This is a genomic window from Pseudoduganella violaceinigra DSM 15887, assembly GCF_000425385.1.
GTDB lineage: Bacteria > Pseudomonadota > Gammaproteobacteria > Burkholderiales > Burkholderiaceae_D > Rugamonas > Rugamonas violaceinigra.
Genome location: NZ_AUDI01000012.1, coordinates 50,280 through 74,597, shown reverse-complemented (window position 1 = coordinate 74,597; position 24,318 = coordinate 50,280). Strand labels below are relative to the sequence as shown.

The window sequence follows — 24,318 nt, the reverse complement described above, 5'->3', positions numbered from 1 at the left end:
CGCCGCAGGAAGGCTCAGGCCTCTTTCTTGGCTGAATCGCTGACGATCAGGGTGACAATGCCGCCGACCACCATCGATACGCCGCCCAATACCAGCACGTTGACCGAATGGCCATGGAACAGGTTTTTGATGACCGGGCCGAGCACCAGGTTGGCGACGATTTGCGGCAGCACGACGAAATAATTGAACACGCCCATGAAATAGCCCATGCGCTTGGCAGGCAGCGCGCCTGCCAGGATCGCGTACGGCATGGTCAGGATGCTGGCCCACGCAATGCCGACGCCGATCATCGGCAGCATCAGCATATTCTTGTCGTGAATGAAGGCGATGCTGACCAGGCTCGCGCCGCCAATCACCAGGGACAGCATGTGCACGAATTTGCGGCTGGTGATGTGGGCCAGTTTTGGCAGGACAAAGGCAACCAGGGCGGAAACACCGCCGTACAAAGCGAACAGCTTGCCGACCCAGTTGCCGGCTTCCTGGAAGACGGCGGTTTGCGCATTGGTGGTGCCGAACACGTTTTCCGCCACCGCAGGCGTAGTGAAGACCCACATGCCCATCAGCGCGAACCAGCTGAAGAACTGCACCACGGCCAGCTGCACCATGGTTTTCGGCATGTGCACGAAGCCGCCGAACACTTCCTTCAGCGACGACAGCATGCCGCGGCGCTGCGCGCGCTCCATGCGGAATTTCTCGACATCTTCCGGCGGCAGTTCGTCGGCGCTCAGCACGGTCCACAGCACGGCGAAGAAGTAGGCGGCGGCGCCCGCGTAGAAGGAGTAGCGTACCGAGTCAGGAATGGCGCCGTTGACGACCTCATTACTGACGTGCAGGTAGTCGGTGAAGATGGTCGGCAGCAGCGAGGCAATCACGCCGCCAAGGCCGATGAAGAAAGTCTGCATCGCAAAGCCAGATGTCTGCTGCGATTCGTCCAGCTTGTCGCCGACGAAGGCGCGGAACGGTTCCATCGAAATATTGATCGATGCGTCCATCAGCCACAGCACGAGGATGGCCATCCACAGCGCGGTGGAATTCGGCATCAGGATCAGTGCAATACTCGCCAGCAGCGCGCCAATGAAGAAGAATGGGCGGCGGCGGCCCCATTTCGGGTGCCAGGTATTGTCGGAGAGGTAGCCGATAATCGGTTGCACCAGCAGGCCGGTGACCGGCGCGGCGAGCCAGAACAGCGGCAGTTCGTCGGGAGTGGCGCCGAGAGTGGAGAAAATGCGGCTGGTATTGGTGTTCTGCAGCGCGAAGCCAAACTGGATGCCGAAGAAGCCGAAGCTCATATTCCACAGCTGCCAGAAGGTCAGCCGCGGTTTGCTGATGATGGAGTGCATCTACTGTCCCCGAATAATTTGTAGCAAAATAACATGGCAGTTTAGGGCTGTCAACGCATATACAGCCCGTAAACCGCGTGTTTTCGGCTCAATTTGTAGTCATGCTACAAAGTTACCCTCAGTTTTACCTTCATTGCACTACGCGCCGGCAAAATCAGCTGCAATGTGCGGCTGCGGGCATCCCAACGGGAATCTACCGGCTTGTCATCGAGCTCGACGCTGCGCGGGCGGCGCGCCACGTTGTGAACTTTCAGGGTGTAGGCGCGGGAAATGGCCTGCCAGGATTTGCCAACCTCGGTTTCGATACCGATGCCGAAACCTGAAGCCGACGCGTCACCCTCGAAGCGGGCGATTTCGTATTTGCCCTGCTCGTAGGCGTTGGCTGTGGCGCCGTCGTCGTCATACAGCTTGCCGCTGGTCGCCCCGGCGCTGGCGTCGTAGTAGTAGTTCAGTTCCACCTGCCTGGTACTGTAGTCGCGCGTGGTCTGCACCACATTCGCCAGCGGGACGAATGCGCCAGCGCGCACGAACACCGGAATATGCTCGACCGCCACCGGCACCACCTCGTTGATGCCACCCTTGTGCGCGGCACCAGTGTAGAAGTCGAACCAAACCTTGGCCGATGCCGGGAAATTCACTTCCTTGCGCTGCGCGCCAGGTTCGGTGACCGGGGCGACCAGGAAGTCGCGGCCCCACAGGTAGGTCGAGGCCACGCCGTTGTCGCCGCCCTCGAACATGATGGGGCGCATCAGCGGCAGGCCGGTCTGGCTGTTCTCGAAGGCCGCGCTGTAGTTATACGGCAGCATGGCGTAGCGCAGCCGGATCGCTTCGCGCGCCAGCGACTTGGTGCGTTCGGCACGGAACACCGGCTCGGCCGCCACTTCTTCCTGCGCGTGCGGGCGGAACACCGGCTGGAACACGCCGTATTGCAGCCAGCGCACATACAGCTCGTCATCCTGCATCGGCGAGGCGAAACCGCCCAAGTCGGAGTGCATATAGGCCAGGCCCTGCATACCCATCTGCAGCGCGATCTCCATTTGCGACTGCAGGCCACCCCAGCTGCGCTGCACATCGCCCGACCAGGGGATCATGCCGAAGCGCTGCGAACCGGAATAGCCGGCGCGCATCAGGATGAAGGGCCGCTCGTTCGGGAAGTCTTTCCTGTACCCTTCCGCGATCAGGCGCGCCCAGTCGTGGCCGTAGATGTTGTGAACCTGGTCCGCGCCCAGCTCCCCACTGCCGCCATGGCGCAGCGCGGACGGATGCACTTCCGGCTCGCCCAGGTCGCCCCACCATCCGGCCACGCCGCCCGCCTTCAGTTCCTTGTAAATATTCCAGAACCACTCGCGTCCTTCAGGGCGGTATAAGTCAACTAGGCCGGTGTTGCCAAAGTAGAAGTCATACTTGAAGGGCGCGCCTGCGGTGTCGGTGGCCAGCACCTTCTTGTCCACCGCTTCCTGCCAGCGCTTGGAGGTGGTCAGCACGAAGGGCTCGGTGATAACGACGGTTTTCACGCCCTTTGCCGCCAGGTCGGCCATCATGCCTGTCGGGTTCGGGAAGCTGTCCTTGTCCCAGGCCAGGTTGCCCATGGTGCCTTTGACGGTCTTGCCGAACCAGTACAAGTCCAGTACCACGGCGTCGAGCGGGATCTTGTCGGCGATGAATTTGTCGACCACGGCCCTGGTTTCAGCTTCGGTGTGGTAGCCGAAACGGCTGGCGAAATTGCCGAAAGCCCAGCGCGGCGGCAACGGCTGGCGGCCCGTCAGGCTGGTGTAGTTGGCCAGCACGTCTTCCCACCGCGCGCCGGCGATCACTTGATAGGTCTTGCGACCGCCTATGGTTTCATAAGACAGCGTGCCGTCCTTTTTGCTGTCGAAATCAAGGTAGCCGGTCTGTGGATTATCGAAGTGTATCGCGTATTTTTTCGACGACAGCGCCATCGGGATCGTGAAATTCAGCAGCTGCGAACGGGCCTCGTAGCCATAGTGGGCCCGGTTGTAGAGCTGGAAGCGGTTGCCGCGGCGGTTCATGCCGGTGGCGCGGGCGCCCGCGCCGTACAGCGCCTCATCGCCGTCCAGTGCGAATTCGATCGCTTCCATCGTGCCATCGCGGCGGTAGCCCCGCTTCTCGGCCAGCAGCGGCTGGCCTTTGTAGACATAGCTGATGCGGAATGGCTGCTTCTCCACGCGCACCGCGATACCCGCGGTGGCAAACTCCAGCATCGCGCCCTCTTCCCGCAGCGTGCTGGCCACATCGGCAGGCGGCAGCACTACCGCATGGGACACCGGATCGGCGCTTTCGCCGTTCGGAATGAAAGTGGTCTCCACCACGGCCGCCGAATACGGCCGGATGATGTATTTGCCGTCGCTTGTGCCGATTTCGAAGGCATTGCCATTGCGTACGGCAGAGAGGAAATGGCGCTCCGCGTTCTGCGCCATGGCGGCCTGGCTGGCAAGGGCCAGGATTGCAATTTTAATGAGTTTCATGGGGTGTTATATTAGCGGGCAGTTTTATCAGAGAGGAGATTGAATTGATTAAAACGACTATGAAAAAGCCACTGGTTCTGGCACTGGGACTGGCCTTGGCAGCGGGCTTCGCCCATGCCGCTCCAGCCCCGAAAAAAGGCAAGGGCACCCCGGCCGAGGCCAGGAAGTTCATCGCGCAGACCGAAGAAAAGTTCGACAAGCTGAGCGACGACGCCAATAAGGCTTCGTGGGTAGCGCAGAACTTCATCACCGACGACACCGAAGCGCTGACCGCCTATTTCGGCGAGCTGCAGCTGGATGCGGCCGGCCAGGCGGCGCTGGAAGCACGCCGTTTCAACGGCGTCAAACTGAGCGACGATGAAGCGCGCAAGATCAAACTGCTGCAGCTGACGCTGATGCTGCCGGATCCGAAGGAACGCCAGGCTTACGCCGACGGCAACGCCAAGCTGAATGGCGCCTACGGCAAAGCCAAGTACTGCCCGACCGACGGTCGCCAGTGCATGGCCCTGGGCGATCTGGAAAAGACCCTGGCCACCAGCCGCGATCCGAAAGTCCTGCTGGACGCGTGGAACGGCTGGCATATGCAGTCGCCTTCCTACAAGAAGCTGTACAGCGACTACGTCGAACTGTCCAACAAGGGCGCGCGCGAAATGGGTTATGCCGACACCGGCGCCCTGTGGCGTTCGGGCTACGACATGACGCCGGACCAGTTCTCGGCCGAGATGGAACGCACCTGGCAGCAAGTGAAGCCGCTGTACGATTCCCTGCACACCTACGCGCGCTACAAGCTGCGCGAAGCCTACGGCCCGGACGTGGTACCGCTGGAAGGCCCGATCCCGGCCCACCTGTTCGGCAATATGTGGAGCCAGAGCTGGGAAAATATCTACCCGCTGCTGATGCCTGCCACCGGCGCTTCCAAATTCGACTTGAGTAATGTGCTGGAAGAGCGCAAAACCAGCGCCAAGGAAATGGTGCAGTACGGCGAGCGTTTCTACACCTCGCTCGGCATGCCAAAGCTGCCTGAAACCTTCTACCAGCGCTCGCTGCTGGAAAAACCGCGCGACCGCGACGTGGTTTGCCACGCTTCCGCATGGCAGATGGACGGCAAGGACGATGTGCGCATCAAGATGTGCATCCGCCCGACCGAAGAAGAATTCGCCGTCATCCACCATGAGCTGGGCCACATTTACTACGACCTGGCTTACAAGAACCAGTCCAACCTGTTCCGCAACGGCGCCAACGACGGCTTCCACGAAGCAATCGGCGACACCATTGCCCTGTCCATCACCCCGAGCTACCTGAAGAAGGTCGGCCTGATGAACGAGAACCCGGATCCGAACGCCGACATCGGCGTGCTGCTGAAGCGCGCGCTGGCCAAGGTGGCTTTCCTGCCGTTCGGCTACTCCGTGGACAAATGGCGCTGGGACGTCTACAGCGGCAAGACCAAGCCTGCCGACTACGACAAGAGCTGGTGGCAGCTGCGCGAGCAGTACATGGGCGTGAAGCGCCCGCTGCCGATGCAGCCTGACGGCTTCGATGCCGGCGCCAAGTACCACGTGGCCGCCGACGTGCCGTATGCGCGCTACTTCCTGGCCCACCTGCTGCAGTTCCAGTTCCATCGCGCCCTGTGCAAGGAAGCCGGCTACACCGGCCCGTTGCACCAATGCTCGATCTACGGCAGCGAGAAGGCCGGCAAGAAGCTGTGGTCCATGCTGGAGATGGGTACGTCCAAGCCATGGCCTGAAGAGCTGAAGGCCGCCACCGGCGAAGATCGCATCGACGGCCAGGCCCTGCTGGATTACTTCGCCCCGCTGAAAGTCTGGCTGGACGAGCAAAACAAGCAGTTGGCCGCGAAAGCCAAGTAAATACAAAAATCGGGGGCCGCGGCCCCCGATTTTTTTTACAGCTGGATGCTTAGAACTTGTAGTTCGCGCCCAGCAGGACAGTACGGCCATACTTCTGGTATTCCAGTTGCTGGTTGCGGTTGCCGTTGTAGGTTTCGTAGGCGGCGTTGCGCAGATTGTTCACCTGGAGCACCAGGCCCAGGCCCTTGAACATGCCTTCGCTGAAGCTGTAGCCGATCTGGAAGTCGAGGATGTTCTCGCCCACCACGTAGCGCAGCGAACGCTCGCCGGCGAAGTTGCCGATCTCTCCCACGAAGTCAGAACGCTTGCGCTGGCTCAGACGGGTCTCGAAGCCGTTCTTCTCGTAGTACACGGTCAGATTGCTGGTGTTCTTCGACAGGCCTGGCAGCATGATGTTCTTGCCCAGGCTCGCGTTCGGATCTTCGATGGTGATGGCGCTGTCGGTGTACGAGTAGCTGCCGCTCATGCCGAAGCCGTCCAGAGCTGGGGTCAGCATGTTCAGGGGCAGCGAAGCGGTCAGCTCCAGGCCCTTCATGATGCCGCCATGGCCGTTGTACGGAGCCTTGTAGTTACCGATCGGCGTGATCGCATTGGTGCCAGGAATCTGCGCCGAGAAGTCGTGCTCCATGGTCTGGGTGAAGATGTAGGTGTCCAGCTTCTTGTAGAAGAACGCCACCGCCGCATAGGCTTTCTTGCCGAAGTATTTTTCATACGACAGGTCGAACGCCTTGGCGCGCCATGGATCCAGCTGGGCATTGCCGCCTTCGCCGCCCGGTTTGAAGGTGTTGGTGCTGACGTTGAAGTCCAGCGCGGAGCGCAGCTGGTCGACACGCGGACGGGCGATCTGCTTGGCCAATGCCATACGCACGGTATGATCGTTCGGCAGCTGGAAAGCCAGGTTCAGGCTAGGCAGCACGTCCGTGTAGGTCTTGCCGTCGTGGACAGCCTTGACTTCCTGGCCGACCGGGGCGGTGCCGTCCCAGTATTTGGCGTCGGACGATTGATCCGTGTGCTGGACCTGCACGCCGAAGTTGCCGCGCAGGCTGACGTCGCCCAGCTCGTGTTCGATATTGGCCTTGGCGAAGGACGTGGTGATCTTCTCGTTGACGGTCCAGGCCTTCGAGATCAGATAGTTCTTGTTGTCTACCGGAGCGAAGGTCATGTACTTGGACACGACGCCTGGAACGTTCCAGGCAGGGATGGTACCCACGCCGGCAAAGCCCAGGTCGACCGGCGCGTACATCAGGTCGGAGGAAATGGTGGTCGGTGCGCCATTCAGCAGAATATCGCCTTCAGGCTGGCGCTTGTCCTTGCTGCGGTCGGAGTAATGGACGCCGATATCGAAACTCGAGAAGTACTTTTCCACCGCGCCGGATGACTGGATATTGGCCGCCAGCTTATAGCCGTTCAGCGTATCTTCCACATGCGGGGTCTTGCCGTAGCCCGAACCGTAGATGGTCTTGCGCACATACAGGCTGGAAGGGTCGCTGTAGTTGCGGCCCGGATCCATGGTCGGGAAACCGCCGGTGCGCAGTGCCAGGGCGACGGAATCCAGATATGGGTTGCCGGCGGCGTCGCTGATCTGCAGGTTGTTTTCCAGGTTCGTTTCATCGCGCTTGGCGGTGGAACGGCTGATATCGGCCACCAGGGACCAGCCACTCAGCTTCCATTCATTGTTCCAGCCGATAGCGCGGATATCGTCCTTGCGCTTGTCGTACATGCCGCGCACCAGCGGATACACACCGGTTGCGGTGCCGGTCGCGAAGGCGCCGTTGTCGGTGGTGACATTCTGGAAGTTCAGGCCCGGCGTGAAGCCGCCGTTGTAGCCGCCGACGTGTACTTCGAACTGGTTGGCGGTGTCTTCATGCTTGAAGCGCGACGCATACACGTCGATCATCGAGGTGAAGCTCTTGTTCGGACGGTACTGCAGCACGCCCATCAGGCCGTCGCGCTTGTTGTAGCCGCTGCGTGCCAGGGACTTGATGCCGTCGGTGACGTTGGTACCGGCAGGCACGCCTGGACGGGACTCGTTCTTCCATGGCTCGTACAGGCCGGTCTCCTGGTCCAGGACCGGGGAATCCAGGTGGGCAAAGCCCAGCGCCACACCGATGGTGCGGTCCGCGAACTGGTCGATGTAGCTGAAGCTGAAGCGGCCGCCGCGCGAGCTGGTATCGGCGATCCGGCCCATCGAGTTCTTTTCCATGCGGGCGTTCATGGACACGGTGCGCGCGCCGAAGGCCAAGGGACGCACGGCTTGCAGGTCGAGGGTACCGGACAAGCCCTGGCCGACCATGCCGGCGTCAGGGGTCTTGTAAATGGTCACTGCGCTGATCAGCTCAGACGGATACTGGTCGAATTCGACGCTGCGGTTGTCACCGGTCGAGACCTGCTCGCGGCCATTCAGCAAGGTGGTGGCGAAGTCCGGCGACAGACCACGTACGGAAATGTTCTGGGCGCGGCCGGCAACGCGCTGGGCGGCCAGGCCTGGCAGACGGGCGATGGATTCGGCGATGGAGCTATCCGGCAGCTTGCCGATGTCTTCCGAAGAGATGGCCTCGACGATGGAAGTCGCGTTTTTCTTTACCGAGATTGCGTCCTCAATCCCGCGGCGGATACCCGACACGGTCACGGATTGCATTGGCGCTTCAGCTGCCTGGCCGGTGGCCGCGGTCTGCGCGTAGGCGGAACCTGCAATTGCGGATACGAAAACAGCACAGCCGGCCGCAACCGGGCTCAGTCGGAAAGCGGTATTGCCTCGCTTGGTGGCGAAGATAGTCATCAAAGTCCCCTCACTTATTAAACATTTTTTCCCGCAACCTGCCCAGACCGGTTTATTTCGACTACACGGGAATCCTTGGAAATCGAACGCTCTTACGGACGCTCTGAGCCGGATTCTGTACTAAAACTAGATTTGATGTCAATGAATGACCATCATCACAGCCGTGTATTTCTGCCTCTATTGGCGGGCTCCCTCTGGGATTTTTGGCAAGCACGTTGTATTTCGGCTACAACTCTGCGCATACCGATGTGTAGTGGAACTACACGAAAATTAAGTGTATTGTCGGGCCCATAAGTTATTCGAACGGGAGACCCGATGAAGAAGACCGCATTCGCCGCCCTGCTGGGTATTGCTTTACTGCAAGGGGCAGCCGCCGCCCCCGCCACGGTCCGGCATATGGAGCCGCCATTCTGGTGGGCCGGCATGCACAGCCCCAAACTGCAGCTGATGGTGCATGCGACGAACGTGGCGGAGCTGGAACCGGCCATCGACTACCCGGGCGTGCGGATCGGCAGCGTCAGCCGGGTCGCCAACCGCAATTACATGTTCATCGACCTGATACTGGCGCCCGGCGTTGCCCCAGGGCGCTTCGATATCCGTTTTTCAGCGCCGGGCAAAGCCGCCCTTCTATATAGCTACCAGCTCCTGGCGCGCGCCCCCGGTTCCGCGCAGCGCCAGGGATTCACCAGTGCCGACGCCATCTACCAGGTCATGCCGGACCGCTTCGCCAACGGCGACACTGCCAACGACAGCGTGGCCGGCATGCCGGACCAGGCCAATCGGGCCGACGGCAACGGCCGCCACGGCGGCGACCTGGCCGGCATGGCCGCACACCTCGACTATGTGAAAGAGATGGGATTCACTCAGATTTGGCCGACGCCACTGGTGGAGAACAACCAGGATATCCACTCCTACCATGGCTACGCGGCCACCAACCATTACAAGATCGACGCGCGCTATGGCAGCAACGAGGACTACAAAGCCTTCGTGGCGCAGGCGCGCTCGCGCGGCATTGGCGTGATCCAGGACGTGGTGCTGAGCCACATCGGCAGCCGCCACTGGTGGATGAAGGATATGCCGATGCCGGACTGGCTCAGCTACGACGGCAAGTACACGCCGACCGCCCACCACCGTGTCGCCAACACCGACCCGTACGGCAGCAAGGAAGACGCGCGCAACTTTACCCAGGGCTGGTTCGGACCGCAGATGCCGGATATGAACCAGGGCAATCCCTACGTGGCCAACTATCTTATCCAGAACAATATCTGGTGGATCGAGTATGCGGGCCTGTCGGGCCTGCGCGTGGATACTTACGGCTACTCCGAATCGGCCTTCCTGACCGAATGGTCGAAACGCCTGCTGGCGGAATACCCGAACCTGAATATGGTCGGCGAGGAATGGAGCACGCGGATTCCCATCGTGGCCCGCTGGCAGGCGCTCAACGCACCAAGCATGATGGACTTCCCCCTGAACGACGTGCTGCGCAAGGCGCTGGGCGACACAGACGGCACTTACCGCCTTTACGACGTCTACGAAACACTGGCGCAGGATTACCTCTATCCGAATCCTTCCAACCTGGTCCTGTTCGAAGGAAACCACGACCTGGCGCGCAGCTTCAGCATGGTGAACAGCGACCCCGCCCTGTTGCGCATGGCGCTGGCCTTTACGATGACCGTGCCGCGCATTCCGCAGTTCTACTACGGGACGGAGGTCCTGATGCCAAGCACGGTGAAGGGCCGCGACGATCCGTCCTACCGCCACGATATGCCGGGCGGCTGGGCCGGCGACAAGGTAAACGCATTCACCGGCGAAGGCCTGAGCGCGGAACAGCGCGGGATGCAGGTTTTCGTGAAGAAGCTCGCCAACTGGCGCAAGACATCCAGCGCGGTCCAGCATGGCAAAATGATGCAGTTCGGTCCGGAACAGGATACCTATGTCTACTTCCGTTACGATGGCACACAAAAAATCATGGTGGCGCTAAACAAGAATGCCAGAGACATCACACTGGACGCCGACCGCTTCCGCGAAATGCTGGCTGGCGCGAAAACCGGCACCGACGTCATCACCGGCCGCAGCATGCCGCTCGATGGGAAATTCACCCTGCCTGCCCGCAGCGTGCTCGTGATGGAGGTCCAATGATGCGGCGCGCTATTGCCGCAGCCATCGCGGGTGCGGTGGCGTGCGCACCAGCACTGGCCGATACCAGTTTCGAGCTGCCTTTTGGCGCCTACAAGGCGCGCTTCGCCACGCCTGATACGCAAGCGGACCTGCGCAGCTACACGCAGTCCACCACCATGCCGCTGCGCGACAATGCGCCACAGTCGATCACCTATGCCGAACAGCCAGGCCAGCCCAAGGTCCGCAGCGGCAACCTGGCCTTCGACGCCCTGTTTGCGCTGGCAATTACGGAAATGAAACAGGATTCCGTACAGGCGATCCGCGACGGCAGCTATAACGCTGGCCAGCCGATTGCATGCTTGTGCTTCGAAACCGGGGAGAAATGGCATTACGTGTGGACACGCGACCTGTCCTACGCAGCTAGTCTTGGCCTGGCGATGCTTGACCCGCAACGCACTCGCAACTCGCTGCAGTTCAAGCTCTCCGGCTATCGCGGCGCGAAGCCGGCGCTGGCGGCAGGCAGCGAAGACGGCCTGCAGATCGTGCAGGATACCGGCAGCGGCGGCAGTTGGCCTGTCAGCACCGACCGCGTCAGCTGGGCCTTCGGTGCCGAACAGGTGCTCAAATCCCTGCCGCCGGAAGAACGCGCGCAATTTGCGGCGACCGCGCTGCATGCCCTGCGCAATACCATTGAGAACGACCGCATTGCCGCCTACGATCCGGCGAGCGGTCTGTACAACGGAGAGCAGTCCTTCCTCGACTGGCGCGAGCAATCGTATGCGGCCTGGATTTCGAACGACCTTTCCAGCATGGCCACGTCGCAGTCTCTGTCGACCAATGTCGCACATTACAAAGCCCTGACATTGGCTGCGGAACTTGCACTGGAAGCCGGCGATAACGACGATGTGCGGCGCTACGTCCTCTGGGCGGCGGACCTGAAGATTGCCATCAATGACCGCCTGTGGCTCAAGGACGCCGGCATGTACAGCAGCCTGACCGCAGGCCATTTCGACGGTGCGCCCCTGCACAAGTTCGACTGGCTTGGCGAGTCGCTCGCCATCATCACAGGCGTGGCGGATGCCGAACAGGCGCAATCGATCCTGGCCCGCTATCCGCATGGACCGCTGGGGGCTCCGGTGATCTGGCCGCAGCAGCCAGGTGTCCCGGCGTACCACAATCGCGCCTTGTGGCCCTTTGTGAGCGCCTACGGCCTGCGCGCTGCGGCCCAATACGGCAACGTAGCCGTGGCGGATGCTGCCTACGCCAGCCTGCTGCAAGGCGCGGCGCTGAAACTGTCGAACATGGAGAACATGGAATGGCAAGGCGGCGATCCGTCCGCACCGGCCATCAATTCCCGGCGCCAGCTTTGGTCTGTCGGGGCTTTCCTGGGAATGGTGGTACAGCAGGCGTTCGGCGTCACCGTGGACTCGGAACGCCTGAACATCAATCCATTCATCACGTCCCGCCTGCGCCGCGAATGGTTCACGGGCAGCGAACAGGTGGAACTTTCCGGGCTCGCCCTGCATGGCAAGCGGCTGCGCATCAAGATCAAGCTTCCTCCTGCCGTGGCGCTGGAGGGCTACTACCTGCCGACCGGCGCAAAGGTGAACGGCAAGGACATCCAAGGTCCCGTCGCATGGAATGCGCTGGCGGACGATAACCTGGTCGAGGTGGAAATGGGGCCGCTGGTGCCGGGACGCAGGCAAATCACCTTTGCCGGCGGCGAGACGGCATCCACTGCACCGCCGGAACCCGTCGTCCAAATCGTGCCCGGGAATCCGGGCGCGAGACTGCATATCGCGCCGGGCGCGAACTTGCAGGGTGAGGCCCGGTATAACATCTATCGCGACGGGCAGCTCATCGCAAGCAATATCACTGCTGGCGACTGGACCGATCACAGCACCCCGCTGGCGTCGTCCTGCTATGCGGTGGAGACCGTCTACCCGGCGACCGGCACGCGCAGCCATCACTCGCAAGCCCTGTGTCCCGCGGCGGAGGACAACAACGCCGGTCCGATCGACAGCGTGACCGTTGCCAAAGACGGCCGCTATTACGTCCAGTTCCGCTACGACAACCATGCCCACCAGATCAACCTCGGCGTCACCAACGCCGTGTACATGCTGCACCTGCGCGACCAGCAAGGAGCGGTAGCGGCCGAGGGCATCATCCAGATGCCGCACAATGCCCCCGGCAACGGCCCGGCATGGTCCACACCGTTGACCGCGCAGCTGAAACAAGGAAGCTACCGGCTCGAGCTGGAGCCGTTCTACAATATGAGCGGCCTGCAAAGCAATGCCGCTTACGCCGATGCCGGCGGCGCCGGCGGTGCCCGTAACGAAGCGAAGGTGCAAGGCGCACGCCTGCTCCCCGCCGCTGCGGCGCCGAAGCCCGCGCGCCACGGCACCCTGCAATTGGTGGAAAAATTCACATCCCCCCAGCTCGGCAACGAGCGCACTTTGCGCATCTACCTGCCGCCAAGCTACGGCAGCGACACCAAGCGCCGCTATCCCGTGCTTTACATGCACGACGGCCAGAACCTGTTCGATCCCAAAACAGCCAGCTTCGGTACCGAATGGAATATCGACGAGGTGATCGACCGCCTGCTGCGCGACGGGGAAATGGATGAAGTGATCGTGGTCGGCATCGACAATAACAGCGACCGCGTTGCCGAATACACACCCTGTTGCGATCCCAAACACGGCGGCGGAAAACTCAAGGCCTACGCCGACTTCGTGGCGAAGACGGTCAAGCCCTGGGTCGACAAGCAATACCGCACCAAGCCGGGCCGCCAGCACACAGCGGTGATGGGATCATCCCTGGGCGGCCTTGCATCGATCGGCATTGCGCAGCGCTACCCGCAGGTATTCTCGATGGCTGGGGGCTTCTCCAGCTCCTTCTGGTGGAACAACAAGGACGCACTCAAGCATCCACCGAAACGGATGCCGGTGAGGTTCTATATCGATGCGGAACGGTGTATGACGGCCTGGATGACAGCGAAACATTCCGCCAGGCCCTGCTGAAGAAAGGCTACCGGGAAGGGCGCGACCTGCTGTTCCTGGTCGATGAAGGCGGGCGCCATAATGAGCAGTCCTGGGCCAGTCGCGTCCACGTCGCGCTGGCCTGGTTCTTCGGCAGGAAAAAACCTTAAGCCGGTAAGGTCTGCAGGCTGCGGCTTGCGGACAGCCGCGGACGCGCGCCGCCCATCGCATCGCGCACCTTGAACACCGAAACAGCCTCGGTCAGGCTGGCGGCTTGCTGCTGTAAGGCTTCGGCGGCGGCGGCGGCCTCCTCCACCAGCGCCGCATTCTGCTGCGTCACCGAATCCATCTGGGCGATGGCATCGCTGATCTGCTCGATGCCGTCGCGCTGCTCGCCGGTTGCAATCGCAATCTCGCCAATGATCGACGTCACACGCCGCACGCTGTTGACCACTTCCTCCATGGTCACGCCGGCCTCGCCGACCAGGCGGCTGCCCTCTTCCACACGCTCCACCGAATTACCGATCAATTCCTTGATTTCCTTCGCGGCGGCTGCGGAACGATGCGCCAGGTTGCGCACCTCGCCTGCCACCACCGCAAAACCGCGCCCCTGTTCGCCTGCGCGCGCAGCTTCCACCGCCGCATTCAGCGCCAGGATATTGGTCTGGAACGCGATGCCATCGATCACGCCGATGATATCGACAATCTTGCGCGACGACTCGTTGATCGCGCCCATGGTCTGTACCACTTCGGACACGGTGGCACCGCCGCGCACCGCGACGTTCGACGCTTCGTCGGCCAGCTTGCGCGCCTGGGTCGCGTTCTCATTGTTTTGCCGAACGGTGCTGGTCAGCTCCGTCATCGACGAAGCGGTTTCCTCCAGCGAGGCGGCCTGCTGTTCGGTACGCGACGACAAGTCCATGCTGCCCGTCGCCACCTCGCTCGAAGCGCTGGCGATGGTCTCCGTACCGACGCGCACACGGCCCACAATTTCGGCCAGGTTGCCGCTCATCTGCTTCAAGGCGCCCAGCAGCTCGCCGACCTCGTCGGTGGTCTTCACTTCCACTTCGCGGCTCAGGTCACCGGCAGCCACGGTCTTCGCAATTTCGATAGCCTGGTCGAGCGGACCGGTAATGCCCTTCACGATCCACCACACGATGGCGGCGCCGATGGCTGTCGTCACGACCAGTACGATGAGCAGCGTGATGGTGGCGGAACGGCTGGTCGCCTCCGCCGCAGCCGTGGCTTCGGCCACATTCTTCTTCGACTGCGTGTCGATGAACTCGACGATCTCGTCGATCTTCTTGGTTGGTGGACGATCCATGCCGGCAACGGCCTTGTCGACTATCTTGTAGCTGTCCGGGTTGGCCGTGTCGAACTGTTTGAGCGCGGCCATATAGTTCTTGCCCAAGTCCTCGTGCATCTTGATCGCTTCATCATCAAGATTGGTTTCAAGCTTCAACTTGGCAAACAAGCCGGACAGTTTCTGCAACTCGGCATTTGTGGCTTGCCCGCTCTTGACGAAAGCGGCCGAGTATTTTTCCAGCTGGGCCGGATCATGGCCGCGCACCAGGATGTTTTTCCACTCCTGAACTTGAATCTTGAATTCAACCTGGGCGCCGCGCGCAGTATCGACAGCCTGGGTCAGATCGACCGAGCGCTGCATGCTCTGGGCATTGTTCGACTTGATGAGGTTAATCGCACTCCAGCCCTGGTAGCCGACCGTCAACAGCGCCAGCAGGAAGAAGCCGCCCAGCGCTGCAAGGCGGACCCCGATTTTGAGGTTTCCAAAGTTCATGATCTGTATCCCTTGTAGTTAGACCACGTGCCGAAATTTTCTCTAGGGCAAAAATAAGTGTGCCTTGGTTTCGGTCTGCAATCTAAATCATGCGCCTTTGGGTAGTAAAAGCCAAGAAACCTCTGTTGGCTTACGCCTACTTGTGGCGCGGGGGGAACTCAATACGGTAAAGATCCGTGTTTTTCTCCGTCGCGAGCCGCTCGACATAGTGCATGCCGAGCTTTTTCAACAGCGCAGATGAAGCAATATTGGCAGGAGATACAATCCCGAGCAGGAACGGCAGCCCGACAATATCGCGGCCATAAGCCATCGCAGCGGACGCCGCTTCCCAGGCATACCCCCTTCCCCAAAACTCCGGCAGGTAGGCATAGCCTATATCGGTACCCGGAAGCGTGTCGCGCCTGATCAGGCCGCACATGCCGATGCAGGCGCCATCTTCCTTGCGCGTCACCATCCAAAGGGAATAACCAAGGCGCACCTGCATCTCGATCGGGCCCGCCAGCAGCGCAGAGCGCGCGCCGTCCAGGTCGCGCACGCCTTTGTCGCCAATATTTTCAAGGAAGGATGGCTCATTCACCAGGCGCAGGTAGAACGGCGCATCGTCAACAGTGAGGGGACGCAGATTCAGTCGTTCGGTATCGATCATTGCTCCGGCCAATCGTTGGGGTCGGCCAGGAACTTGTACATCACATACACGTCAACAAAACCGAGCTGCTGGTGGCGATAGGCGCGCGGCAGCGTGCCGATCACGGAAAAACCGAGCCGCTTCCACAGCAGCACGGCGGATACATTAGTGCTTACAACGTAATTGAACTGCATGGACAAATAGCCGTCGCGCCGCGCCTGCTCCAGGCAATGGCGGCCCAGCATCTTGCCGATACCCACGCCCTGCGCGGCGGGACTGACCATGAAGGAAGCGTTGGCGACATGCGAACCGCGGTCCAGCTGGTTGGGCAGCAGGCGGTACATGCCGAGCAGGCGGCCGGTGTTCAGCACCGCCACCCAGGTCTTGATATTGCGTCCGAACCAGTAGGCGTGGCAGTCGTCGCGGCTGGTTTCAGCCGCGAAGTAATAGGTATCCCCGCTCGCGATCAACTCCTGGAAAATCGTCCACATGGAGTCGAAGTCGGCCTCGCTGGCCGGGCGGATGACAATGTCTTTCACAGCTGCTCCCAACGGCAGGAATGATGATGAATTGTCATGCATTTTTCCTTGCAAGTCCAGCGGGCATCGGGAGCCGGAAATCCGCCTGGGGCGGGCGCCCCGGCAGCGCCAGCCGCGCCACGGCGCGCGGCGATTCGGCCACCACCTGGCCGCGGCGCAGCACCAGGCGCCGCGCCGCGCGCAGGCGGATGGCTTCCACCGCATCGCCGGCATCGAGCAAGACCAGATCGGCATGGCAGCCCGGGTGCAAGCCATAGCCTTCCAGCCCGAGGATCCTGGCTGGCGTCTCGGTCACCGCCCGGAAGCAGTCCCTCATCGCATCCTGCCCTGTCATCTGCGCGACGTGCAAGCCCATGTGGGCCACCTCGAGCATATCGCCGGAACCCAGGCTGTACCAGGGGTCCATCACGCAATCGTGGCCGAAAGCGACATCGATTCCCTGCGCCAGCATTTCCGGCACACGGGTCATGCCGCGCCGCTTGGGATAGCTGTCGTGGCGGCCTTGCAGCGTGATGTTGATCAGCGGGTTGGCGATAGCCGCCACGCCAGCCTCCTTGATCAACGGCAGCAGTTTGCTGACGTAATAGTTGTCCATCGAATGCATCGAGGTCAGGTGCGAACCGGCGACGCGGCCCTGCAAGCCGAGGCGCTGCGTATGGAAGGCAAGCGTTTCGATATGGCGCGACAGCGGATCGTCCGATTCGTCGCAATGCATGTCGACGCGCAAGCCTTGATCGGCGGCGAATTCGCACAGGATGCGCACGGACTCGGCGCCGTCAGCCATGGTGCGCTCGAAATGCGGTATGCCGCCGACCACATCGACGCCCATGGCGACGGCACGCTTCAGGTTGGCCAGCGCGGAGGGACTGCGCAGCACACCGTCCTGCGGGAAGGCCACCAATTGCAGGTCCAGGTAAGGCGCCACGCGGCGCTTCACGTCGAGCAGCGCCTCCACCGCCAGGAGCCGGTCGTCGCAGACATCGACATGGCTGCGGATCGCCAGCAAGCCGCGCGCCACGGCCCAATCGCAATACTGCAGCGCGCGCGCCACCAAGGCATCCTGTGTCAGCTGCGGCTTCAGCTCGCCCCACAAGGCGATGCCTTCGAGCAGCGTCCCGGACTGGTTCACGCGCGGCAGGCCATAGCTGAGCGTGGCATCCATATGGAAGTGCGCATCGACGAAAGGCGGGGTCACCAGGTCGCCTTCGGCATCGATCTCGCGCGCCCCCTTGGCTGGCAAACCTGGCGCGACAGCGGCGATGCGGCCCTGGTCGATCGCAATATCGACGCCCCGGCGGCCGTCCGGCAAGCTGGCATTGCGGATGACAAGATCCATCGGCTGACTCCACGAATGAGATGGCCGATTGTAAGCAGGAGAACGCAGGACTTGCAATGTTGCAGTGCATAACTTTCGCTTCAAAAGTCGGCAAAAATGTCTTTCCATTACCATATTTCGCCGCTAGAATGGGTTTATTGCAGCGCACCATTTCCCATCGATCCAGGAGAAAATATGTTTTCGATTCCCGAGCAATTTTCCGCAGCCACCAAGTCGCAGCTGGAAGCGCAGCTGAAAATCCTCAACAACTTCGCCGCCACCGCATTCGAAGGCGCGCAAAAGGTGATTGCCCTCAACCTGAGCATCACCAAAGCCAACGTCGAAAAAGGTTCCGCCGCAGCGCGCGAGCTGCTGGCAGCGAAAGATCCCCAAGAATTTTTCGCCAAGAGCTCGGCCCGCGTGCCGAACTTCGATGGCGTCTTTGCCTACAACCGCGAGCTGTTCAGCATTGCCAGCAACACCCAGGCCGAACTGTTCCAGGCCGCGCAAGAGCAGTTGAAGGAAGCGGGCAAGCAGACTGCGCAAGTGCAGCAGCTGGCCACCCCGGTCGCCGTACCGGTGGAAGCCCCGGTCCCGAAAGTCGTCAAACCAATCCCGAAGATTGAAAAGGTCGAAGCCAAGGTCGAAGCGGAAGAAAGCAAGCCGGAAGTCAAGGCCGAAAGCAAGCCGGTCAAGCAGCCTGCCATCTTCCCCGACGCGAAGTCCGAAGCCATCGCCGCAGCCCCCACCGCAGTACCGAAGCAAAAAAAATAAAGCAAAGCCTTCTGATTTAAAAGTCTGGGTCAGCTCTGGCAATCGGACATTTCGCTACGCGCAGCGCAGCGAAATGTCCGATTGCCAGAGCTGACCCAGACTTTCATTCACAAAGCCCGCTCGGCGAAAAATTCAGGGCTGATGTATGCTTGCAGGCTCGCCAGCATTTTTCTTCCAAGCATATGAGTTTATCGCGCCTGATCGGTGGCTTCGTCCGTAGCCATTGGCGTCCTTACGTCGCCGCCGGCGCCATGCTGACCGGCGTCGCCATTATCGGTATCTGGATCCCGCGCCAGATCGGCTTCATGGTCGATGGCCTGGCGGCGGGCAAGCTTGGCCGCGAGGCCTTGTTGCAGGCGATGGGCCTGCTGCTCCTGCTGGGCGTGGCCAATTACGGCTTGCGCGTGGCGTGGCGCATGAAGCTGTTCTCCGCCGCCTATCAGTTGGGTGTCGAGCTGCGCACGCGCTTCTATCGCCGCCTGTCCTTGCAGGGGCCGCAGTTCTTCCAGAAGCAGCGTACCGGCGACCTGATGGCGCTGGCGACCAACGATATCGATGCCATCGAAATGGCGGCCGGCGAGGCCATGCTGGCCGGCTTCGACGGTTCGCTGACGCTGCTGCTGGTGCTGGGCATGATGCTGGTCGGCGTCGACTGGCGCCTGGCTTTGTTTGCGCTGATTCCTTTTCCGCTGATGGCATGGGCCTTCTGGCGTATTTCCTCGCACATCCATACTGCTTCGGCGGATTCGCTCAAGCGCTTCAGCGCCCTGAATGACCACGTGCAGGAAACCCTGTCCGGCGTGCGCACCCTGCGCGCACTGGGCCTGGAGCAGCGCAGCAGCCAGCACTTCGAGGAACTGGCAGGCGCCGCCGCCGATGCCAGCCTGACGGCGCAGCGCTGGGAGGCGGCCTACGAGCCGGCAGTCGGCCTGACGCTGACCGCCGCCACCGGCCTGTCGCTGGGCTTGGGCGGCTTCCTGGTCTGGCGCAACGAGCTGACCATCGGCGAACTGACTTCCTTCAGCATGTACCTGGGCCAGCTGATCTGGCCGATGTTCGCGGCCGGCTGGGTGCTGTCGCTGATTGAACGCGGCCGTGCCGCCTATGCACGCCTGCAGCCCATGCTGGATGCGCCCTTGACCATCGAAGACCATGGCAGCCTGCCGCATGTCGCGCCGGGCAATCTCGAGCTGCGCGGCGTGGGCTTCTCCTATCCCGGCCAGCAGGAAGCGGCGCTGTCCGATATCTCGCTGACGCTGCAGCCGGGCCAGACCCTGGGCCTGGTCGGCCCCACCGGATCCGGCAAATCGACCCTGCTGCGCGTGCTGCTGCGCCAGGTCACGCCGACGCATGGCCGCGCCGAGTGGAGCGGCCATGCGCTGGACCAGTACACCTTGCAGGCCCTGCGCGCGGCAATCAGCTGGGTGCCGCAGGAGTCCTTCCTGTTCTCGGCAACGATTGCCGAGAATATCGCGCTGGCCCGCCCCGGCGCCAGCCGCGCCGAAGTGGAACGCGCCGCCGACCTGGCGGCGATCCATGACGACATCCTGCTGTTCCCGCACCAGTACGAAACGGAAGTCGGCGAAAAAGGCATCACGCTGTCCGGCGGTCAGCGCCAGCGCGTGGCGATCGCGCGCGCGCTCCTGTCCGACAACGATTTGCTGCTGCTGGACGATGCCCTGTCGGCCGTGGATACCGGCACCGAAACGGCCATCCTGGAACACCTGGAGGAGCTGCGCCGCGCCCACACCACGCGCTGCGCCATTATCGCCAGCCACCGCCTGAGCGCCGTGGTGGACGCGGACCAGATCGTGGTGCTGCAGCATGGCCGCATCACGGAATCGGGCACGCACGCAGAACTGCTCGCGCTGAACGGCTGGTACGCCAGCCAGTGGCGCTACCAACAATTGGAGGCCAGCCTTGACGCAGCCTGAAAAACACAGCGCGCGCGAACAGACGCGCCAGGCCGTCGGGCTGCTGCGCGCAGCTTCCGCTCCCGACCTGCACCATCTCGGCTGGGCCGTACTGTTCCTGGTGCTGGCGGCCGGCATGGAAGTGCTTGGCCCCTTGCTGGGCAAACGCCTGATCGACGAACACCTGTTGCCAAGGCAGCTGGACTGGCCGCGCATGGCCTGGCTGCTCGGCGGCGTGCTGCTGACCGGCTGGATCGCGACCTGGGTGCGCTACCGGCAGCTGGTGCGCCTGTCCGGCGTGGCCATGCGCTCGGTGCAGCGCCTGCGCGAGCGCGTCTACAGCCACGTACTGCGGCTGCCGATGGCGTTCTTCGACCGCGCCATCACCGGCCAGCTGGTGTCGCGCGTGACCAACGATACCGAAGCGGTGAAGGGGCTGTACATCCAGGTGCTGTTCGTGATCCTGGACAGCACCATCGTCCTGCTCGGCACCGTCGCCGCCATGGCCTGGCTGGACTGGCGCCTGATGACCATCGTGGTGGCCTTGCTGCCCTTCGTGCTGGTGATCGTCTGGGCCTACCAGCGCCTGAGCGCCCCGGCCGTGACGCGCGCGCGCCAGCTGCGCAGCGATATCAATGCGCAGATCGCCGAATCGATCGGCGGCATGACGGTGCTGCAGGCGAACAATGCGGAGCAGCGCTTCGGCGAACGCTTCGCCGCCACCAATGCGGAACATTACACCCAGCGCCTGGCGGAAATCCGCGCCAACGCCTGGCTGCTGCGCCCCGCGCTCGATATGCTGAACGTCCTGCTGCTGGCATCCGTGATCTTCATGTTCGGCCAGCGCGATATGAGCGCGGCGGAAGTGGGCGTGCTATATGCATTCATCAACTACATCGCACGCGTGATCGAGCCGCTGATCCAGATCACCATGCAATTCAGCCAGCTGCAGCAGTCGGTGGTGGCGACGTCGCGTGTGGCGATCCTGCTTGGCGAACAGAGCGCGCCCGAACATCGTGCTGGCGCCAATGCCCATGCGCGCCACGCCGCCAACGATGAAGGCGCGCCGGCCATCGATATCCGCAACCTGGATTTCGAATACATCGAAGGCCAGCGCGTGCTGCACCAGCTGTCGCTGGAAATCCCGCAAGGCGCCTTCTTCGGCATCGTCGGCCATACTGGCAGCGGCAAGTCGACCCTGCTGTCGCTGCTGCTGCGCTACTACCCGGCACCGCAGGGCAGCATCCGCATGAACGGCATGCAGCTCGATGAAATCGACAATGAGCAGTTCCGCGCCGAAGTCGGCCTGGTGCCGCAGGACCCGTTCCTGCTGGCCGCGTCGGCGCGCGAGAACATCGACATGGGGCGCGGACTGTCGCAGCAGGAGATCGAGGCGGCGGCGCGCGCCGCCCACTGCCACGACTTCATCATGGCGATGGAAGACGGCTACGATACCGTGATGGGGGAAGGCGGCTCGCGCCTGTCATCCGGCCAGAAGCAGCTGATCGCCATTGCCCGCGCATTGGCCGGCAAGCCGCGCATCCTGCTGCTCGATGAAGCCACGTCGCGCATCGATTCGCACACGGAGCAGATCGTCCAGGTGGCGCTGAAGGAGCTGCGCGGCCAGGTCACCATCATCGCCATCGCGCACCGCCTGTCGACCATCCGCGAGGCGGACCGCATCGTGGTGCTGAACCATGGCCGCATTGCGGAACAGGGACCACATGAAGAACTAATGCAAATCGACAACGGTTTGTATCAGCGCCTCTACCTTTTACAACAACTGGCCGCCTGATTTTTTGTTTCCGCACGAAAAGAATTACTAGTCAAAATGTAGTCGGGGTATGCTGCCCTCAGAGGAGGACAGTGCCATGCCAAAGAATCTTTCCATCAAGCGGATCTTCATCGCGTTTTTCACCATCACAGTGGTGTTGGCGGCATTGACGATGCTGTCGCTGCTGCGCGTGTCGAGCAAGGAGGCGGAAGCAAAACGGGCCGCCGATTCGCGCTACCAGTCCTACCTGCTGGCCGACGAATTGCGGCAAAGTTCGGACGACCTGACCCGCCTGGCGCGTACCTATGTGGTGTCGGGCGAGGCCGCCTACGAGCAGCAATACATGGACATCCTGGCCATCCGCAACGGCCAGAAACCGCGCCCGCAGCATTATGAACGCATCTACTGGGACTTCGTCGCGGCTGGCGCTCCCGTACCGCCCTCCTCGGGCCAGACCATCGCCCTGTCGGAGCTGATGAAACGCGCCGGCTTCACCGACCAGGAATTCGCCAAGCTGAAAGAAGCGGAAGCCAATTCCAATGAGCTGGTTCACACCGAGGTGATCGCGATGAACGCGGTCAAAGGCAAATTCGATGACGGCAAAGGCGGCTTCACCCGCGAAGCGCCGCCCGATCCCGAGATGGCGCGCCGCATCATGCACGACAAGGCCTACCACCAGAACAAGGCCAAGATCATGCAGCCGGTGAATGAATTCCTGGCCCTGCTCGACGAACGCACCAGCGCCGAAGTGGCGTCCGCCAGCGCGGCCTTCGACAAGGCGCAGTTCCTGGCACAGTTGCTGCAGGCGCTGTCGGTGATCGCCGCCGTGGCCTGCCTGTTGTTCGCCTACCGTTACATCCGTGCCGGCCTGCAGGAGGCGATCGATACCGCGGAATGCATCGCAGGCGGCGACCTGAGCCGCGATATCGACGCTTCGCGCAGCGATGAAATCGGCCAGCTGCTGCAGGCGATGGAGCATATCAACAAGGGCCTGGCGGACATGATCGGCAATATCCGCAGCAGTACCAACCAGATGACCGTAGCAACCGGCGAAATCGCCACCGGCAACGCGGACCTCTCTTCCCGCACGGAGTCGCAGGCGTCCTCGCTGGAAGAAACGGCCAGCGCCATGGAAACCCTGACCGATACCGTGCAGCAGAATGCCAGCAACGCCAACCAGGCCAACCAGCTGGCGGCCGAAGCGGCGCATGTGGCGGAACAAGGCGGCGACGTGGTGTCCCAGGTGGTCACCACGATGGGGGCGATCAAGGACAGCTCGGCGCGCATCGGCGACATCATCGGCGTAATCGACGGCATTGCCTTCCAGACCAACATCCTGGCGCTGAACGCGGCGGTGGAAGCGGCGCGCGCCGGCGAACAGGGGCGCGGCTTCGCGGTGGTGGCATCGGAAGTGCGCAACCTGGCGCAGCGCAGCGCGGCGGCGGCCAAGGAAATCAAGGAATTGATCGGCGCCTCGGTGGCGCGCGTCGAGGAAGGCGGGCGCTTGGTCGACGCGGCGGGCGACACCATGCACCGCATTGTCGCCTCTGTGCACAAAGTGGCCGGCATCATGGGCGAGATCACCAACGCCAGCCAGGAGCAGAGCAGCGGCATCGGAGAGGTCAACACGGCCATCGGCCAGATGGATGCCATCACCCAGCAGAATGCCGCGCTGGTCGAGCAGGCCGCCGCGGCGGCGGAAAGCCTTCAGGAACAGGCGCAGGCACTGGCCAAGGCGGTCAGCATCTTCCGCATCAAAGGCGGCATCGCGCAACGGGCGCCTGCCGCCGCCCCGGTGCGCGCTGTCGCGCCCCGGCCTGCCGCTGTGGCGCCCAAAGTGACGCGCGCTGCGCCCGTCAAACCGGCCGCGCAAACGCCGGCGCCGGCGCGCAAGGCCGCTGCCGCCGATGAATGGGAAGAGTTCTAAGGCGATGAGCGGCAGGCCTGCGTGACAAAGCGGGAGATTTGGCGTCTTAAGGCTGAGGTAAGGTGGCAGGGTTACTTCGTCCTGGAG

The 24,318-nt window shown here is 62.2% G+C and carries 15 protein-coding genes; 8 read left to right on the top strand and 7 right to left on the bottom strand.

What is annotated here, in order from left to right; translation table 11 throughout:
* Positions 1 to 14 precede the first annotated feature (14 nt).
* Together H597_RS0108305 and H597_RS0108300 are read right to left on the bottom strand one after the other, a co-directional pair.
* Positions 15 to 1,340: an MFS transporter gene (locus tag H597_RS0108305; protein ID WP_028101725.1), complete on the bottom strand. Its 1,326-nt coding sequence runs from the start codon at positions 1,338 to 1,340 to the stop codon at positions 15 to 17.
* 104 nt (positions 1,341 to 1,444) lie between these two features.
* Positions 1,445 to 3,826: a glycoside hydrolase family 31 protein gene (locus H597_RS0108300; RefSeq protein ID WP_028101724.1), complete on the bottom strand. Its 2,382-nt coding sequence runs from the start codon at positions 3,824 to 3,826 to the stop codon at positions 1,445 to 1,447.
* A 59-nt stretch (positions 3,827 to 3,885) separates the two neighbouring features.
* Between H597_RS0108300 and H597_RS0108295 the strand changes: the two genes are divergently transcribed.
* A complete protein-coding gene (locus tag H597_RS0108295) occupies positions 3,886 to 5,691 on the top strand; it encodes a M2 family metallopeptidase (protein ID WP_035373550.1) in 1,806 nt (601 codons plus the stop codon).
* 49 nt (positions 5,692 to 5,740) lie between these two features.
* Here H597_RS0108295 and H597_RS0108290 read toward each other — a convergent pair whose 3' ends face one another.
* Complete coding sequence (locus tag H597_RS0108290; protein ID WP_028101722.1) at positions 5,741 to 8,470, bottom strand: TonB-dependent receptor; 2,730 nt, start codon at positions 8,468 to 8,470, stop codon at positions 5,741 to 5,743.
* A gap of 315 nt (positions 8,471 to 8,785) precedes the next feature.
* Here H597_RS0108290 and H597_RS0108285 point away from each other — a divergent pair, with 315 nt between their 5' ends.
* Genes H597_RS0108285 through H597_RS35850 form a run of 3 tightly spaced genes read left to right on the top strand, consistent with a single transcriptional unit; the run spans position 8,786 to position 13,736 of the window.
* Entirely contained in the window at positions 8,786 to 10,609 is a 1,824-nt protein-coding gene (locus H597_RS0108285; RefSeq protein WP_028101721.1) for a glycoside hydrolase family 13 protein, read from the top strand.
* Complete coding sequence (locus H597_RS30225) at positions 10,606 to 13,608, top strand: alpha/beta hydrolase-fold protein (protein ID WP_051293626.1); 3,003 nt, start codon at positions 10,606 to 10,608, stop codon at positions 13,606 to 13,608. The genes H597_RS0108285 and H597_RS30225 overlap by 4 nt, the downstream gene beginning before the upstream one ends.
* Complete coding sequence (locus tag H597_RS35850) at positions 13,560 to 13,736, top strand: hypothetical protein (RefSeq protein ID WP_229632125.1); 177 nt, start codon at positions 13,560 to 13,562, stop codon at positions 13,734 to 13,736. Before H597_RS30225 ends, H597_RS35850 begins: the two co-directional genes overlap by 49 nt.
* Here the strand turns inward: H597_RS35850 and H597_RS30215 are convergent.
* The 4 genes from H597_RS30215 to H597_RS0108255 form a co-directional block, all read right to left on the bottom strand.
* A complete protein-coding gene (locus H597_RS30215; RefSeq protein ID WP_035373548.1) occupies positions 13,733 to 15,364 on the bottom strand; it encodes a methyl-accepting chemotaxis protein in 1,632 nt (543 codons plus the stop codon). The genes H597_RS35850 and H597_RS30215 overlap by 4 nt on opposite strands.
* Positions 15,365 to 15,500: 136 nt before the next feature.
* On the bottom strand, positions 15,501 to 16,010 hold the full coding sequence (locus H597_RS0108265) for a GNAT family N-acetyltransferase (protein WP_035373545.1): 510 nt from the start codon (positions 16,008 to 16,010) through the stop codon (positions 15,501 to 15,503).
* Entirely contained in the window at positions 16,007 to 16,528 is a 522-nt protein-coding gene (locus tag H597_RS0108260) for a GNAT family N-acetyltransferase (protein WP_035373627.1), read from the bottom strand. Before H597_RS0108260 ends, H597_RS0108265 begins: the two co-directional genes overlap by 4 nt.
* Before the next feature lie 34 nt (positions 16,529 to 16,562).
* Complete coding sequence (locus H597_RS0108255; protein WP_028101718.1) at positions 16,563 to 17,864, bottom strand: amidohydrolase family protein; 1,302 nt, start codon at positions 17,862 to 17,864, stop codon at positions 16,563 to 16,565.
* Positions 17,865 to 18,038: 174 nt separating this feature from the next.
* On the opposite strand from H597_RS0108255, the gene H597_RS33160 reads away from it, so the two are divergent.
* From H597_RS33160 to H597_RS30205, 4 genes are all read left to right on the top strand, one after another.
* Positions 18,039 to 18,617: a phasin family protein gene (locus H597_RS33160; RefSeq protein WP_051293625.1), complete on the top strand. Its 579-nt coding sequence runs from the start codon at positions 18,039 to 18,041 to the stop codon at positions 18,615 to 18,617.
* 182 nt (positions 18,618 to 18,799) lie between these two features.
* Positions 18,800 to 20,551, top strand: a complete 1,752-nt coding sequence (locus H597_RS0108245) for an ABC transporter ATP-binding protein (protein ID WP_028101717.1) — start codon at positions 18,800 to 18,802, stop codon at positions 20,549 to 20,551.
* Positions 20,552 to 20,666: 115 nt separating this feature from the next.
* A complete protein-coding gene (locus H597_RS0108240) occupies positions 20,667 to 22,325 on the top strand; it encodes an ABC transporter ATP-binding protein (RefSeq protein ID WP_229632133.1) in 1,659 nt (552 codons plus the stop codon).
* Positions 22,326 to 22,401: 76 nt separating this feature from the next.
* Positions 22,402 to 24,231, top strand: coding sequence for a methyl-accepting chemotaxis protein (locus tag H597_RS30205; RefSeq protein ID WP_083941008.1), 1,830 nt, complete (start codon positions 22,402 to 22,404; stop codon positions 24,229 to 24,231).
* Positions 24,232 to 24,318: the final 87 nt, after the last annotated feature.

Excerpts from the sequence above, each read along its gene's own strand:
- H597_RS0108305 (WP_028101725.1), bottom strand. The coding sequence starts at position 1,340 with ATGCACTCCATCATCAGCAAACCGCGGCTGACCTTCTGGCAGCTGTGG.
- H597_RS0108300 (WP_028101724.1), bottom strand. The coding sequence starts at position 3,826 with ATGAAACTCATTAAAATTGCAATCCTGGCCCTTGCCAGCCAGGCCGCC.
- H597_RS0108295 (WP_035373550.1), top strand. The coding sequence starts at position 3,886 with ATGAAAAAGCCACTGGTTCTGGCACTGGGACTGGCCTTGGCAGCGGGC.
- H597_RS0108290 (WP_028101722.1), bottom strand. The coding sequence starts at position 8,470 with ATGACTATCTTCGCCACCAAGCGAGGCAATACCGCTTTCCGACTGAGC.
- H597_RS0108285 (WP_028101721.1), top strand. The coding sequence starts at position 8,786 with ATGAAGAAGACCGCATTCGCCGCCCTGCTGGGTATTGCTTTACTGCAA.
- H597_RS30225 (WP_051293626.1), top strand. The coding sequence starts at position 10,606 with ATGATGCGGCGCGCTATTGCCGCAGCCATCGCGGGTGCGGTGGCGTGC.
- H597_RS30215 (WP_035373548.1), bottom strand. The coding sequence starts at position 15,364 with ATGAACTTTGGAAACCTCAAAATCGGGGTCCGCCTTGCAGCGCTGGGC.
- H597_RS0108265 (WP_035373545.1), bottom strand. The coding sequence starts at position 16,010 with ATGATCGATACCGAACGACTGAATCTGCGTCCCCTCACTGTTGACGAT.
- H597_RS0108255 (WP_028101718.1), bottom strand. The coding sequence starts at position 17,864 with ATGGATCTTGTCATCCGCAATGCCAGCTTGCCGGACGGCCGCCGGGGC.
- H597_RS33160 (WP_051293625.1), top strand. The coding sequence starts at position 18,039 with ATGTTTTCGATTCCCGAGCAATTTTCCGCAGCCACCAAGTCGCAGCTG.
- H597_RS0108245 (WP_028101717.1), top strand. The coding sequence starts at position 18,800 with ATGAGTTTATCGCGCCTGATCGGTGGCTTCGTCCGTAGCCATTGGCGT.
- H597_RS0108240 (WP_229632133.1), top strand. The coding sequence starts at position 20,667 with ATGGAAGTGCTTGGCCCCTTGCTGGGCAAACGCCTGATCGACGAACAC.
- H597_RS30205 (WP_083941008.1), top strand. The coding sequence starts at position 22,402 with ATGCCAAAGAATCTTTCCATCAAGCGGATCTTCATCGCGTTTTTCACC.